The organism is uncultured Thiodictyon sp. (assembly GCF_903828115.1).
In the GTDB taxonomy this organism is placed as follows: domain Bacteria; phylum Pseudomonadota; class Gammaproteobacteria; order Chromatiales; family Chromatiaceae; genus Thiodictyon.
Map to the genome: position 1 here is coordinate 1 of NZ_CAIKKU010000224.1, position 14,506 is coordinate 14,506.

Annotated in this window: 16 protein-coding genes and 1 pseudogene; 9 read left to right on the forward strand and 8 right to left on the reverse strand. The window is 65.2% G+C overall.

What is annotated here, in order from left to right; all coding sequences use genetic code 11:
• Positions 1-73: 73 nt before the first annotated feature.
• Positions 74-871 carry an inositol monophosphatase family protein gene (locus tag QZY48_RS08190; RefSeq protein WP_295429981.1) on the reverse strand — a complete coding sequence of 266 codons (798 nt, stop codon included), beginning with the start codon at positions 869-871 and terminating at the stop codon, positions 74-76.
• Positions 872-948: 77 nt separating this feature from the next.
• Between QZY48_RS08190 and QZY48_RS08195 the strand changes: the two genes are divergently transcribed.
• The 5 genes and pseudogenes from QZY48_RS08195 to hscB all read left to right on the forward strand — a co-directional run bounded on the left by QZY48_RS08195 (position 949) and on the right by hscB (position 4,222).
• Complete coding sequence (locus QZY48_RS08195) at positions 949-1,776, forward strand: TrmJ/YjtD family RNA methyltransferase (protein ID WP_295429983.1); 828 nt, start codon at positions 949-951, stop codon at positions 1,774-1,776.
• On the forward strand, positions 1,769-2,611 hold the full coding sequence (cysE, locus tag QZY48_RS08200) for a serine O-acetyltransferase (RefSeq protein ID WP_295429985.1): 843 nt from the start codon (positions 1,769-1,771) through the stop codon (positions 2,609-2,611). The genes QZY48_RS08195 and cysE overlap by 8 nt, the downstream gene beginning before the upstream one ends.
• Before the next feature lie 90 nt (positions 2,612-2,701).
• Positions 2,702-3,214, forward strand: coding sequence for a Fe-S cluster assembly transcription factor (locus tag QZY48_RS08205; protein WP_295429987.1), 513 nt, complete (start codon positions 2,702-2,704; stop codon positions 3,212-3,214).
• Positions 3,215-3,536: 322 nt separating this feature from the next.
• Positions 3,537-3,662: pseudogene (iscA, locus tag QZY48_RS08210) on the forward strand (iron-sulfur cluster assembly protein IscA); the annotation flags it as partial.
• Positions 3,663-3,664: 2 nt separating this feature from the next.
• Positions 3,665-4,222, forward strand: coding sequence for a Fe-S protein assembly co-chaperone HscB (gene hscB, locus QZY48_RS08215; protein WP_295429989.1), 558 nt, complete (start codon positions 3,665-3,667; stop codon positions 4,220-4,222).
• A gap of 231 nt (positions 4,223-4,453) precedes the next feature.
• Here the strand turns inward: hscB and QZY48_RS08220 are convergent, their stop codons facing one another.
• The gene (locus QZY48_RS08220; protein ID WP_295429991.1) at positions 4,454-4,882 is read right to left on the reverse strand and encodes a rhodanese-like domain-containing protein; all 429 of its coding nucleotides are present in this window, start codon (positions 4,880-4,882) and stop codon (positions 4,454-4,456) included.
• Between the two features lie 136 nt (positions 4,883-5,018).
• Between QZY48_RS08220 and QZY48_RS08225 the strand changes: the two genes are divergently transcribed.
• Positions 5,019-5,972 (forward strand): lysophospholipid acyltransferase family protein, encoded by a 954-nt coding sequence (locus QZY48_RS08225; protein WP_295429993.1) that lies wholly within the window; start codon positions 5,019-5,021, stop codon positions 5,970-5,972.
• Between the two features lie 119 nt (positions 5,973-6,091).
• Complete coding sequence (locus tag QZY48_RS08230) at positions 6,092-7,012, forward strand: hypothetical protein (protein WP_295429995.1); 921 nt, start codon at positions 6,092-6,094, stop codon at positions 7,010-7,012.
• Positions 7,013-7,171: 159 nt separating this feature from the next.
• Here QZY48_RS08230 and QZY48_RS08235 read toward each other — a convergent pair whose 3' ends face one another.
• Positions 7,172-7,339 (reverse strand): hypothetical protein, encoded by a 168-nt coding sequence (locus tag QZY48_RS08235; RefSeq protein ID WP_295429997.1) that lies wholly within the window; start codon positions 7,337-7,339, stop codon positions 7,172-7,174.
• 4 nt (positions 7,340-7,343) lie between these two features.
• Positions 7,344-9,218, reverse strand: a complete 1,875-nt coding sequence (locus tag QZY48_RS08240) for an asparagine synthase-related protein (RefSeq protein WP_295429999.1) — start codon at positions 9,216-9,218, stop codon at positions 7,344-7,346.
• A gap of 126 nt (positions 9,219-9,344) precedes the next feature.
• Here QZY48_RS08240 and QZY48_RS08245 point away from each other — a divergent pair, with 126 nt between their 5' ends.
• On the forward strand, positions 9,345-10,268 hold the full coding sequence (locus tag QZY48_RS08245) for a hypothetical protein (RefSeq protein WP_295430001.1): 924 nt from the start codon (positions 9,345-9,347) through the stop codon (positions 10,266-10,268).
• Positions 10,269-10,353: 85 nt separating this feature from the next.
• Here QZY48_RS08245 and QZY48_RS34675 read toward each other — a convergent pair whose 3' ends face one another.
• Together QZY48_RS34675 and QZY48_RS08250 are read right to left on the reverse strand one after the other, a co-directional pair.
• A complete protein-coding gene (locus QZY48_RS34675) occupies positions 10,354-10,890 on the reverse strand; it encodes a lasso peptide biosynthesis B2 protein (RefSeq protein ID WP_366929653.1) in 537 nt (178 codons plus the stop codon).
• The gene (locus tag QZY48_RS08250; protein ID WP_295430003.1) at positions 10,887-11,171 is read right to left on the reverse strand and encodes a PqqD family protein; all 285 of its coding nucleotides are present in this window, start codon (positions 11,169-11,171) and stop codon (positions 10,887-10,889) included. Before QZY48_RS08250 ends, QZY48_RS34675 begins: the two co-directional genes overlap by 4 nt.
• Positions 11,172-11,320: 149 nt before the next feature.
• Between QZY48_RS08250 and QZY48_RS08255 the strand changes: the two genes are divergently transcribed.
• Positions 11,321-12,391 (forward strand): nucleotidyltransferase family protein, encoded by a 1,071-nt coding sequence (locus QZY48_RS08255; RefSeq protein WP_295430005.1) that lies wholly within the window; start codon positions 11,321-11,323, stop codon positions 12,389-12,391.
• A gap of 9 nt (positions 12,392-12,400) precedes the next feature.
• Here QZY48_RS08255 and QZY48_RS08260 read toward each other — a convergent pair whose 3' ends face one another.
• Together QZY48_RS08260 and QZY48_RS08265 are read right to left on the reverse strand one after the other, a co-directional pair.
• Positions 12,401-13,726 carry a paraquat-inducible protein A gene (locus QZY48_RS08260; protein ID WP_295430007.1) on the reverse strand — a complete coding sequence of 442 codons (1,326 nt, stop codon included), beginning with the start codon at positions 13,724-13,726 and terminating at the stop codon, positions 12,401-12,403.
• 1 nt (position 13,727) lies between these two features.
• Positions 13,728-14,291, reverse strand: coding sequence for a hypothetical protein (locus QZY48_RS08265; RefSeq protein WP_295430009.1), 564 nt, complete (start codon positions 14,289-14,291; stop codon positions 13,728-13,730).
• Positions 14,292-14,506: the final 215 nt, after the last annotated feature.

Below are 14,506 nucleotides of genomic sequence, written 5' to 3' on the forward strand. Positions count from 1 at the left end.
CTCGCACCCCAATAGTGCATCGCGTCTCCGATTACGACGACAACGACAACGACAACGACGCTGCGGGCAGCGACTAAGCGTTCAGGGTCCCGCCGAGGTGGGGCCGGATCAGCTCGAGCATGGATTGATGGATCTTAAGGTTGCCGGCCACCAGATTGCAGGTGTCGAAATAGCGGCTGCCGCCGGCCAGGTCGGTAACGGTGCCGCCGGCCTCGGTGACCAGCAGGGCGCCGGCGGCAAAGTCCCAGGGGCTCAGACCCAGTTCCCAGAAGCCGTCGGTGCGCCCGGCGGCGACCCAGGCGAGATCCAAGGCGGCGGAGCCCGGGCGGCGCAGCCCGGCGGTGTTGAGTGTCATGTCCTTGAACATGGCGAGGTAGGCGTCGATGTGGCGCTGGTCGCGGAAGGGAAAGCCGGTGCCGATCAGGGCGCCCTCCAGTGAGGGCCGGGTGGCGACGCGCAGGCGCCGGTCGTTGAGCTGGGCGCCTTCGCCGCGGGCGGCGGTGAAGAGTTCCTCGCGCAGGGGATCGTAGACGACCGCGCACTCGAGTTGGCCGCGGTGGCGCTGGGCGATGGAGACCGCGAACTGCGGAAAACCGTGGAGATAGTTGGTGGTACCGTCCAGGGGGTCGATAATCCACTCGAAGTCGCCCTGACCCTGGGCGCCGCTCTCCTCGGCGAGGATGGCGTGGTTGGGGAAGCGGGCGCGCAGTTCCTGGATGATGGCCTGCTCGGCGCCGCGGTCCACCTCGCTCACGAAGTCGTTGCGGCCCTTGGCCTGGGCCTTGATTTGGTCGACCCGCTCGTAGTAGCGCAGCAGCACCTTGGCGGCGGCACGGGCGGCACGGATGGCAATGTTCAGTGTTGGGTTCATGTCCGATACCATACCCTAAGGGGTGCGCCTGGCAAAGATCGACAGTGGACGATATTCTTGAACGACCTTGGATCCCCATGACCGAACCGACCATCACACCGCCGCTCCCGCCACCCCTCGCGACCCTGGCCCAAATCCGCTTCGTGCTGGTGGGGACCACGCATACGGGCAACCTGGGCGCGGCCGCGCGGGCCATGAAGACCATGGGCCTGACGCGCCTGGAACTGGCGAACCCCCGCTCGCCGCCGGATGCGCAGGCACTGGCGCTTGCCGCCGGGGCGGATGACCTGCTCCAGCGTGCCGGGGTCCACGCGAGCCTGGCGGGGGCGCTCACCGGGTGTCGGCTGGTGATCGGGAGCAGCGCCCGGCTGCGCTCGCTCCCCTGGCCCCTGCTGGAGCCGCCGGCGGCGGCCCGGTTGCTGCTCGCGGAGGCGGCGTTGGGGGACGTGGCCCTGGTCTTCGGGCGGGAGAGCTCCGGCCTCGCCAACGAGGAGCTGGCCTGTTGCAATTCACTGGTGCACATCCCGACCGACCCCGGATTCAGCTCGCTGAATCTGGCCGCCGCCGTACAGGTGCTCGCCTACGAGGTGCGCCGGGCCTGGCGGGAGGGACAGGGGGCAGTGCTGGTCGATGGGCCGCGGGAGGTTGCGACCGCCGAGGCCCTGGACGGATTCCACACCCACCTGGCCCAGACCCTGATGGAGATCGGCTTCGCGACCCCGGACCAGTCCACCCGGCTCCTGATGCGGCTGCGGCGCCTGTTCAACCGGGCGCGGCCCGATTGGGTGGAACTCAACATCCTGCGCGGCATCCTGAGCGCCGTCCAGGGACGCAAGCGGGCTGGGCGTACGAGCGCGGTGCCGCCCGGGCCGACGGATGAAACCAAGATGCAATCCCATGTTTGACCGGCTGCGAGAGGATATCGCGAGCGTTTTCGAGCGCGACCCCGCGGCGCGGACCCGCTTTGAAGTCCTGACCACCTACCCCGGGCTGCATGCGGTGCTGGTCCACCGGCTGACCCACTGGTTGTGGCTGCGCAAGCTCAAGTGGCTGGCGCGGGTGCTGTCGAACGTGGCGCGCCTCTTCACCGGCATCGAGATCCACCCCGGGGCGGACCTCGGACGGCGTCTTTTCATCGACCACGGCATGGGCGTGGTGATCGGGGAGACCGCCGTCATCGGCGACGACTGCACCCTCTACCACGGCGTGACCCTGGGCGGCACCAGCTGGCAGAAGGGCAAGCGGCACCCGAGCCTGGGCCGCGACGTGGTGGTGGGGGCAGGGGCCAAGGTGCTGGGGCCCATCGTCATCGGCGACGGGGCACGGATCGGCTCCAATGCGGTGGTGGTCAAGACCGTGCCCCCGGGGGCCACCGTGGTGGGTGTCCCCGGCCGCGTGATCGAGTGCGAGCGCGACGCCGAGCGGCGGCGTCGGGCCGACACCGCGGCGCGGATCGGCTTCGACGCCTATGGGGCGACCCTGGATGCCCCCGACCCGGTGGCCAACGCCATCAACCGCATGCTCGACCACATCCACCATATGGACCAACGTCTGGAGGCCATGTCCCGCGCCCTGGAGGCGCGGGGCATCATGGAGCACTTCGACCACGACGCGGACCTGGATGCGGGCGTGATCGACTCCCCTGCGGCGGTCGCGGCAGCGCCGACGGGGCGCGCCGACCAGCCGGGCGGGGTTTTGATCCCTGATCCAGCCGCCGCCGGCCAAGAGCCCGCGGAGTAACTGAGGCATTAATTGATCAAGACGCTTGGGTAATGTACCATACCAAGGTAAACCCCTACCTGGAAAGGCGTTGAGCATGAGAAGGTCCACATGAGACTGACCACGAAAGGGCGCTACGCCGTGACCGCGATGCTGGATCTGGCCCTCAACCAGGGCAAGGGACCGACCGCCCTCGCCGACATCGCCCAACGGCAGGGGATCTCGCTGTCCTATCTGGAGCAACTCTTCGCCAAACTGCGCCGCCGCGCCCTGGTCACCAGCGTGCGCGGTCCCGGCGGCGGCTATAACCTGGGGCGCGCGGCCAGCGACATCCCGGTGGCCGAGGTCATCGCCGCGGTGGATGAAACCGTGGACACCACCCGCTGCGGCGGGGCGGGCGATTGCCTCAATGGGCGCCCCTGTTTGACCCACGAGCTGTGGCGTGACCTGAGCGACCGCATCCAGGACTACTTGCAAGGTATCACGCTCCAGCACCTCGTCGAGCGGCGCGACGGCGCGGCCTTGCGGGGGGCTGGGTGCAGCGCCGTCGACATCAAGCTGGACCTGGTCCCAAGCGGGGTTTCAACCGGGGTCCCCAACGGGGCGGCGGCGGCCCGCGCCTGATCCGTCGCTGGCCCCGTCGCTGGCCCCGTCGCCTGCGCCATCCTGATCCACGGCGCTGCCCCCCCAACGGCTGCCAGCCCCCGCCACTGCACCGGCCGCGCGGCGGCGCCCCGGGTGCGGGTCCCAAGCACCGCTACCGCTGCCTCGATGGTGCGGAGTCCCTCCGGTAAACCTGCGCTGCGTTGTGCGGCACTTGACTCGTCGGCCTGGAGTGACGGGTTATTGCCAGCGACTGCCCATTGGGCCTAGGATCGCACCTAACGGGTGTCGCCACAGGCGGCGTCGTCGCCCACCGGATCGCTGACCCCTGGAGGATTCTCCCATGGCCATCTCACTGACACCGGCCGCCGCCGCGCACGTCGCCCGGTTCCTCGCCAACTGGGGCAAGGGCTTGGGTGTATATCTGGGGGTGCACGCCTGCGGCTGTTCCGGTATGGCCTATGTACTGTGGTGAATCCTGCCGTGCTGGACTTCTCCAAGAATTATTTCGAGTTGTTCGACCTGCCCCTGGGCTTCACGGTGGACGCCAAGCGCCTGGCGGAGCGTTACCGTGCCCTCCAGGCGGTCACCCATCCCGATCGTTTCGCCGTGGCGGCCGACGACGAGAAGCGTCTGTCGCTTGAGGCCTCGACCCAGGTCAACGAGGCCTATCGAACCCTCAAGGACCCCCTGGCCCGGGCCAAGTACCTGCTGGAGCTGCATACCGGCGACCCCGGGACGGACAGCGAGACCAGCAAGGATGGGGCCTTCCTGATGGAACAGATGGAGTTGCGCGAGACCCTGGCCGAGGCGCAGACCAGCCCCAATCCCCGCGCGGCGGTGGCCACGGTGCTGACCCACCTGGCGGAGCAGAGTGTGGCCCTCGACAAGGATCTGGCGGGGCTGTTCGCGGCACCCTCTCCCGCCAGTCTGGACGCCGCCCGGGAACTGGTGCGCAAGCTCCAGTTCCTCGACAAGTGCCGTCGGGACGCCGAAGAACTGGACGCGGCGATCGACGGCCACTACTGACCGGCATCGTCGCGCAATGTTCCAACCTCAGACCAACCATGAACCCACGCAGGAGCGTGCGACCGTACTAACGTACTTCCGTGAGCGCGAATAGGCCCGGCGTAATCGTGGTTGCGGCCTGGCGAGCGGTCCGCGCAGCGGACCCTACGTGAATCTCGCAGGGTCCGCGGTGCGGACCAACGACCCACCGCGTGCGGGAGCAGGACCGGCGGCCGGCCGGGGTCAGGCGTTTCAGCACTGCTCCCAGGGCAGTCCGCGGAAGCGCCAGCCGCCCTTGGTACTGCGGTGGTGGTGCTCGTCCAGATCGCCCTCGAAGCCCTCGTCGATATGGTGAACCGCCCGCAGCCCGTCCTTGAGCAGGGCGCGGCCGGCCTCCAGCGAGCGTTTGCCGCTGCGGCAGATCAGGATCACCGGGGCACAGGGGCTATCAGGCTCGCACACGGCGCCGCCCAAGAGGACCTTGCGGATCTCGGTCGTGAAATGGGGGTTGACGATCCAGTCCGGCTCGTCGATCCAGGGTACGTGTACCGCCCCCTTGGGGTGGCCCACGAACAGAAATTCCATGGAGGAGCGGATGTCCACCAGGACCGCCTGGGGCTGCTCTTCCAGCATCCGGTGGGCCTCGTCCGGGGTCAGCGCTATCGGGTGATCGTCACTCACTTGGGGGTACCTCGATTGGTGGTCGTTATCATGCGTGGCACGCCGCGCCGGCAAACGGCGCGGCGGGACCGACAGTGTAGCAAGCGGGCGCGGCCGCCGGCCGCGCCGCGGCCGGAACCAACCCAGGAGTAACGCGGTGGCGAAAAAAAAGCTGAGCCGCTGGCGGCGCCTGCGGGTCGCGGCGACCAATCGCATCGCCCGCGCTCTGGTGCAACTGGTCGCGCGCCTGCCGCTCCCGGTGCTCCACCGCCTGGGTCACGCCGTCGGCTGGGCCTTCACCCACTGGCCCAACCGCCAACGGCGCAACGCCTTGATCAACCTGCGGCTCTGCTTTCCGCACCTGGAAATTCCCGAGTTGATCCGGCTGCGTGACCGCAATCTGGTCGAATTCGGCAAGACCTATCTGGAGATCGGCTACCTCTGGCAGCGCCCACTCGATCAGGTGCACGCACTGGTGCGGGAGGTGCGCGGGGCCGAATTCCTGCAACGCCCCCCCGGGCGGGGTCTGATCGTCCTGTCCCCCCACCTGGGGGCCTGGGAACTGGCCGGCCTGCACCTGGCCCGCCAGGGACCCACCGCCATCTTCTACAAGCCCCAGCGCTACCTGGATGACCTGATCCTGGCCGCGCGGCGGCGCTGCGGCGCGCAACTGGCGCCCATCACCGCCCGCGGCATCCGCGTCCTGGTCCAGGCCCTGGAGCGGGGCGACTATGTCGGCGTGTTGCCCGACCAGGAGCCCAAGGAGGACAAGGGGGCCGTCTTCGCCCCCTTGTTCGGAATTCCTGCTTATACTATGCTACTTGTCAGCAGACTGGCCCGGCGCACCGGCGCACCGGTGATTTTCATGTTTGCAGAGCGGCTGCCGGACGCGGCGGGGTTTCGGATGCATTGCATCCCCGCCCCGGAGGGCATCGACAGCGCCGACGATCTGGTTGCGGCGACCGCGCTGAACCGCGGCATTGAGCAATGTGTCAGCGTCTGTCCGGAGCAGTATGTTTGGCCTTACAAGCGATTCCGGCGTCGGCCGCCTGGCTTGCTCGGCATATACGACGGTCCCCTTGGTGACGTCGGTGTCCTCGGGGAACTTTAAACCCTGGTTCCGCGAACTGCGGTACTGGACGAATGAGCGGACGTATGGGGTTAATGGCGCTATTTTTGCGTATCCTTGCGAAAAGCTAGATGCGCTTATAGCCTCGCATGGCGGTGCGAATGTCGCTAAACCGTATCATTAAGGTGTTCAAGAATGCTATGGCTACCATACGTGCCCTTCTATTGTCGCTCTTTGGGGTCTGCGTGCTTCCGGGCGTGGGCTTGGCGATTCCCTGCGGCGATCTGAGCTGCGATAGCTACAATGGAGCAGTGGTGGCTCATGTGGGCACTTCTCTAGTCCATCCCGTGGTTCCCATGCCGCTTCCTGCCAACACCAATTTTTACACCCCACAGAGGATCGAGGGGGCTATGGTAGGTTCGGCATTCGCACCACCGAACCAAACGATGGTTTTTATCCGTTCCGACCCGGCGAACCCGGATGTGACGCCAACCGACTATGCCGCGCTGGGGAACCCGCTGGGGGAACCAATTCCGACGGGGCCTGTGATTCCGGTGGGCGATCAGAACGACCCCTTCACGCTCGACTCGACGGCCAACTTCAGAAGGCCGGCATCCCATCCTCCTGAGTACCAATACGCAATCACCGGACGCCTGCCGACGGCGACAACGAGCACCCAGGCTGTCGGCACATTGTCGTTCCTGTATGACGTACCTCAGTACCTGATTGGCTTCGACGTTTACGGGGTCGACGTGTTCAACCCGACAATAAATCCAAATTCTTTTTTCTACCTTTCATTTTTCGCGGAAGATGGCACGCTGATCGACAATCTCACGCTCGATCTCACGCGTCAGACATTGGCTGACCCTGGGGCGTACCCAGTGTGGTTTCAGACGACCGCCGGGACTAAGACGATCAAAGGGATAACGCTTTCATCGACGGATCGTTCCGGTCTGTCCTATGCAGATTTTCAGTATCAAGAGGTCTCTGAGCCGGCCGTGATTGCGCTGCTGGCGACTCCGCTCCTGATACTGCTGCCAAGACAGCGGCGTTTTCGTCTTCGCTCGACGAGTCCCGCATAGGCCGCAACGTGATCAAACCCCGGGCCACTTGAGGCTGTGCGTCGCTCCGCGTGCCATCGGGTTGCAACCCCAAACCCCGCGGGATGCCGTAGCAGTCTCCTTGCACGGGGAGATGGAGCGACGGTTGCTTCGTGTCGTCAATTGCAATTGGCGACGACATCATTGTGAGTCGTTGACGGCCTCGTAGATGTCCTGCTTGGGCCCCGCGCCCAGTGTTTTGGTCAAGCCGCGAAGTGTTCCCAATAATTGGAGCCGCGGCGTCTTATAAGGCCGGCTCGCTGGTTTCGGCAGGCGTTCCTCTGCTGCCGATGTTTCTTGCTGGTTCATGCTGTTACCCTCTCGTGATGTTACCGCGGCTGTTGCTCCAGCGCGCCAAAGATGCTGCATAAAGCACGCTGAAGCGATTAACCGAATCGAGGTTATCGCCCGCCTGCGGCAGCAGTGCATCCAACTGGGACCCGGGCACCGCCCGAGTCCGCGCCGACTCGATCTCGGCGAGGAGCGCCCCGCGGTGCAGCGTCCAGCGGCTTTGCGCTACCTCAGAGTAAAAAATCTTTTCGAGCGCCAGGACAGACTCCGGAAGTCGGCCGCGAAACGCTTGGCGCACCAAATACTTACCGCAGTCGTCTCGATACCAAAGATCCGGTGGTGTACTCAATAGGAACCTCGTGATCCGTAGGTCGAAGAACGGCGCCCGCACATCGATCCCATGCGTGCGTGCACTCCACCGATAAGCGTCCAGGGCTGCCCAGGTGGTGCTGCGACGGAACTTTAATATTATAGACCTGGTATAGGGATCCTGCCCCGCCAGGTAGGAGTCCCGGCGGTATTGCTCACGAATCTGCTCCAACAATGGCTGGTTCCGATATAACCATGGGGGGAGATAGGCGCGGATCACACGATGGACCTCGATCTCACGGACCAGCCGTTGGGGCAAGAGCCGGCGCGCCGCCGGTCTTGCCAGCCGGTCTCGCGCGAGCGCCCCAAGGGAAATTCCGCTGCGGCGGCTGACCTCCTGCAGCTCGCGAACGATCCCGAAGTCCCCTCGCGCCAGACGCGCGGTCGCGGCGAAGCCCGGATTGCCCCGAGTGTGTTCGTCGCCGCCAAATCCGGTAAGGATGACTCGGCAGCCGAGTCTGACTGCCAGCGCCACCGCCTCTTCCTGTAGCCTGATTTTGAATGTGTATGGCGACTCGGGGCGCGGGGTGAGATTAAGCCACGGCGACCCGTGACTGGGCTGATCAACAACCCCATGCCAATTCGACAGACCGAGGCAGGCGCGCGTGGCAGATATCGCCGCGCTCTCATCGCACCCGCCGTACCCCGGATAAAGTATGGACAGCGCGGCGACCTGGGTCGTCCCTGCTGCCGCTGCCTCGACTGCCGCGGCCGTCACGGAACTGGAATCCAGGCCGCCGCTCAACTCGCAGAGGACTGATCCCTCCGGCATTCGGTCGGACACGGCCAATTGCAGCAGGCTACGGTAATGGTCGGCGTATTCATTCAGTCGCCGGTATCGGATAGCGCGCGTGGGTTCCGCATGCCACCATTGACGCACCACCATCGACCCTTCCTTGCTGCGGAATTCCTGGCCGCCGGCAACGACCCCGATCCGCTCGAACAATGACAACTGCCGGTGTGGCGCGGCCGTCATCCAACAGGCCACCGCGACTTCCGACCATTTTTCGGCGAGCCCGGGCACCACAATGAGGCAGGCCTCCTCCGAGGCGATCACGGTGCCCCCTGACCGCCCCTCGCCAAAGAACAGCCGCCTATTTCCGAGAGCATCCGTAGCACCAAATAACTCGCGTGTCTCGCGATCATAAACCACGAACGCGAAGTCACCCAGCAGGTGGCGGGGGCAGTCTGTCCCCCAGCGAACATAGGCCGCCAGAAGCAGATCTTCGTCGGTCACCTGAGCCCGCCCTGCTTTAGGATAAGAAAGCGCTGCCATCAATTCCTGTGCTGCATCCAGACGGACATCGGCGGCCAAGACCAGGCGACCGCCAAGTGCCTGGTGCGGATAGGTTACAGGTTCGGCACAGGCGGGAGCGGCGCAGTGCAGGAGGCCGACGCCGAGGTTGCCATCGACCCAGACGCTGCGGCCGAAAAAGCCCAGAGATTCGATCGGATCGAGCAGCCGAGAAACCTCGTCAGCAGCAACCAAAGCACCGGGGGGGGCCAAAATCAGGCAGAATACGCTCATGATTCTCGTTGCCGCATCACTCCCACTGCGTGGTTTGCGAATATCCGATCCGGACCAAGCCTAATGCGTTCTACGCCAGCTTTTCGATATACCATCTTTGACCTATGCGTCGAGTCCGATTGCCCCTTGCCCGAACTGTTGCCCAGCGGCGTCGATAAACCTGACATCATCGTACACTCCCTGCCCCCTCACGAGGCCATTGATGAGGCGCCGCGAGAGATCCGGCGCTGGAACACCCCCGACGGTCGGACGCTACGGATCGCCGCCAGAACCGCTGGGGGGTATCTCCTGCGCTTCCCGGGCAACGCGGATTTCCTGATTTCCACGGATTGTTCCGAGATTCGCTATCGTTGCGAACAAGGTGTCGCCGGACCCTGGTTCCGTCACGCACTCTTGGATCAGGTCATACCTCGCACCCTAGCACAGGGCGGGCGTCTCGTCCTCCACTCAAGCGCCGTGCTCATTGCATCGGGCGCAATCGGTCTGATCGGAGGCTCGGGCCGAGGCAAATCGACACTCGCAGCGGCCTTTCACGCTGTGGGTGCCCACTTGCTCGCGGACGATTCCTTGCTGCTCGAAGCGGCCCCCGGAGGAATCCTCTGCGCACCGGCCTACCCGGGCGTGAGGTTGTGGCCAGACTCGGCGGCGACTCTCCGCCGCGGTATCGAGTCCCAAATCCCGCTGGGCTATGTTCCTGAAAAACTCCGCTGCTATCTCAATGGCAGTGGGCCATCGGACCCGCAAGCGTCTCAGGTTCCATTACGCGCCATCTTATCGCTGCGTCGTTGGCGTCCGCAAGATCGCATCAGCCGGGTCAGATTGAGTCGCTTGCCGAGCGCGGTCGCCGCGACCGAGTTGATGGCTCACTCATTCATGTTTGACATCGGTGACCGCGGTCACCTGTTCCAAACCCTCCAGCAGGCCGCCCGGGTGGCCTCCGCGATTCCTGTTTATCTGGCGAGATATCCGTCCGACCTCGCGCGCCTGCCGCAGGTCTGTGCCGAGCTCACGCGAGCAATCAATCAGGGCCCCGGGGGGGGCGTTGACTGACGAGTCGCACTCGCTTCAGCCGAGCCGTTGCGCCTATATCGTTTGGCCGCGGAGCCATTCGTCTGGTTTGGGCCCGCGTCGTCAATCAGTGCGGCTTCGGCCGTTCTGCCGGTCGATGAGTCCAGTCCGTCTCGGGTGCGGCCCGAGTATCGGACGCCGTGGTCACGGCTGCCCTGCCGCCGGCCCCGCGCAGCGGTATGAACCTGAGGCCTGACGTAACCGTTTCTCCCACTGCTACGCCGTCGAGTTCCACCCACGCATGGGCCTCCAGACCGCGGTCGTCCGCACGCACGCCGAAACAAATCCGCGAGTCACGACCTCGCCAGGTAAGCAGCCAATGGAGCGCGCAGGCTCGCGGCAGGCAGGTGATCCGGCCCTGAGCAAGGCGGGCAGCGAGTTGCACGGCATTTACCGCGTCACCGACATCCCGCTGACACTGCACAGGGACGCGCGCCGGGCGGCGCCGTCGGCAAGAACGTCGAATCCAACTCAGGGTTCCCGAGTAGCCGACCAGGCGTAAGGCGCAGGTGATGAGGACTAGGGCCAGCGCCGCTTGGAGCAAGGTCAGGACGCTACAGTTGTAGCGCCGGCGTAAGCCGCCCAACCGGCCCGGACGACTCATTGGGCGACGATCACCACGAGGCCGGCGGCGACCAGCGTATCGAGTAGTGCCCGCAGATCGTCTTGCACCTGCGCCGCCGGGGCGTCGAACTCACGGGTGATGATCTCTGCGACCTGCCCGAGCGTATGATCTCCATCAAGCAGGTCCCAAATCCGAGAACCGACCGCGTTGAGGCCGTAATATTGCTCGCCGCCGAGATCGAGGATGACCACCTCGTCGCGAACCTGCTGGTGCAGGACCTCCGGCGAGATCCGCACACGGGCGTTGAGTGTAACTGACATCAGTATGAAAACCCAGACATCATCAGCGGCCCTCGCGAAAATTGAATGCCCCGGGTGAGTAACTCTGATCCGGGCCGCGGGCGGACCGCAGCCAACACTGCATTCGGAAACCAACGCCGTGACCGCCCCGGCGGGACATACAGGCTAATATGACCAGCATCATTACCATATCTGCACTGCGCGCGGCATTAATGCCATTGCGGTTCAACCCGGAAAAGGCGCGCGACGCATCCGCCGCCAACGTAGACGAGGCCGCACTGGTTTCTGTTCTCAGAACTCAAGGTCTTGCTCCTCTGTGGTCGGAGCTGGCGGAAACCAGGCAAGTCCTGATCTCAGATGCGCTACGCCTTGAGCTGATCGGCAGCCGGGGGCTGGCGACTGCGCGCTATCTCTTGCAGCGCCGGAGCGCGGTTCGCGTCTCGGCCTATCTCAGCACCGCCGGTATCCGGCACGCGGTCTTCAAGGGCGCCGCAGTGCGCGAACACCTGTACGCCGACCCTGCGCTTAGGCCAGCCGTCGATATCGACGTCCTGGTCGCGCCCCAATCCCGCGTACCGGCGATCCGTGCGCTCATCCGGGAGCAGTATGGCTTCATGGGTGCACGTAACACCATCAGCCACGAGGCCGTCCTCACGGACCGGCATACAACCATCGACCTGCATTGGGCGCTGTTCCGCCCCGGGCGCAGCCGGTGTGAGTTGGCGCCCATCTTGCTGGAGACGGTTCGCCCGCTGGGGCCGCTCTCTGCCCTCAGTGACGACGCCAACCTGCTGGTTATGCTGGTTCATCCCGCCTTGACCAAACACGTCAACGGTCGTGGAGGCAGATTGATCCGTGCGGTGGACCTGGACCAGATGCTGGGCCGCATCCAACCTGATTGGGACTGGATTCTATCACTTATTGATGCGGCGGGGCTGCGTACCGCCGCTTGGGCGGTCCTGATTTGGCAGCGCGCCCTGATGGACACACCGGTCGATCCGGTCGTACTCCGTTACCTGGAGCCGGGCAGGTTCCAGCGCCGGTACCTCGGTTACTGGATCGACCACCAGTTGCCCGCCCGGTTGGGGGGGGTCCCGGGTCTGGTTCAAGGCGCCTTTTCCCTGGCCCTGCATGAGCGGGCCGCGGATGGGCTTCGCGCCATCGCCCAACTATTGAAGGGGCGGTTGGCGTCCGGGCGGACCCTGAGGCACTTGCAACGCCTCAGCCAGACCCTAGACTGAATCGCAAACTCAGGTCGCGTGACCTTCCCCCAGGCGATCCGCCAGGATGCTCGACAGCCCCAGGCTTGCCAACACAAACCCCAGGAACAGATAGAACCCCGGTGCCAGGCTGGTGCCGTTGGTGGTCAGTACCTCGACCGCCGTGCTCGCCTGGCGCAGGTCGCTGAGCTCACTGCCGACCAGGCCGCTGAAGCCAATATAGGCCATGAAGATGGCGATCACCAGCACGTCGGCCATGGACCATTTGCCGGAGCGCAGCGCGAAGAAGCGCACGCCGGGGGCGCGGCGCAGGCCCCGGTAGTCGAAGCAATAGAGCCAGGTTGCGATGACCTTGAGGGCGGGGAAGACGACGCTGAAGACGACGATCAGCACTGCCACCAGGATCAGGTCCGCGGCCCCGGTGCGCATCAGGATGGAGGCCACGTCGAAGACGCTCTTGCTCTGGAAATACAGCACCTGATTGGTGAAGGTCACCGGTTCACCCAGGAGTTCGATCGTGAGTCCCGTGATCCGCGCGTCGATCTCGATCATGGGCGTCAGGAGGCCCCCGGCCAGCAGGATGAGCGTCGCGCCGGTGAGCAGGACGAGCCGGAACTGATCGACTGCCGGGGGCGGGGCGCCGGCCGCCGCCCGCGTCCGGGGGGCGAGACAGAGGCCGAACAGGACCCCGACCAGGGCGAAGACGCCAAGCACCTGTTGCAGAATCGGCCGGCGGGCGGCGGCGACCTGCGCCTCAAGGGTCCGGTTGCAGGCGGCCAGGTCGGGACAATCATGGTCGCCCATCAGGGCCGCGAGGCGGGAGCGGTCGGTCTTGGCGAAGCCGACGGCGGCCGTATTCTGCATGAAGGCCATGAGTTGCGCCTTGATCTCCCGCTTGGCCTCGGGTTTGGACAGTTCCTCGACGACGCGTTGCGCGTAGTCCGGCACCTTGGCGCGCAGGCGGTCGAAGTCGATCAGCAGGTCCTGCAGCCCCTGTTGCACCAGCCCCTTGAGTTGATCGACCACGGACCCGCCGCTGTTGAGGTTGTGGCGGCGCAGGGACCGCTCCAACTCCAGCAGCAGGGTGTTCAGGACCTGCTCGACCGCCTGTTTGATCTGGGGCCGGTTGCTCTCGGTCAGCTCAAAGCCGTTGATACGCCGCTCGAGCACCGCGGCGATGCGCCCCAGCCATTGATCGGCGTCGAGCAGGCCGTAACGGACATGGTTGATCTCGCCTAAGTCGGTCTTGAGCGCCTTGACCCGATCGAGGTCGAGGATCAGGTGCACCGTCACTGCCAGGGCCGCGGTGAACAGCAGCAGGGCGAGGGCGCGGCGAACGATCAGTGCGCCGGACATCCTAGGACCGCGCTGCGTCAGGGCGCTGGCTTGCGGCGTTTCGCGGCCCCGTGTAGAGCAAGATGCCCGCGGCCGCCAGCACCAGGCAAAAGCGGAGCGTGTCGGCGAGAAAATAGGCGCGGTGGGCGTCTTGGAAGGCCGCGAGTTGCGGCGGCGGCGGGGTGCGCGGCACAAAGTCCAACTGGCGTCCGATCCCTACGACTTGGGGCTCCAGGCCGAAGTGGGTGAAGATCACCACTGCCAGGCCCAAGGCGAGCAGGGTCGTCGCGAGCCGCCGGGCGCGCCAGGTGATCGCGAGCCCCAGCACGAGGGCGCCCAGGACGATCTGGGTGCGGTTCCACGCCTGGAACAGGACCCGGTTCAGTTCGGCCGCGTGAACCCACAGGGCACTGGCCTTCTTGGCCGCGGTGTCCTGGGGGACGAAACCGGCCTGCTGGGCGAGCTTGGGGTTACGCGCGAACAGGTCCTCGAAACCCGCGAAGTTGTAGGAGACCGCGGCCCCCACGAGCACGGAGCCGCCGAGCCAGATGCCGAGGAGAAACGCGAGCAGGGGATGGTTTTTCATGGTTATTGAAGATGTCAAGCCCTGAAGGGGCGTTGGGTGCGATCAGAACTGATGTGTTAACACACATATCGTATGGTATACATCGCGTACCCACCAAACTGCCACGACCGCCGGAGCCGGGTACGCGATGCGTACCCTACAGCTAATGGACGTTCTCACGGACTGGGCGTCGTTGTCGTTGTCGTTGTCGTGGTCGGATTATTCGATTACGACAA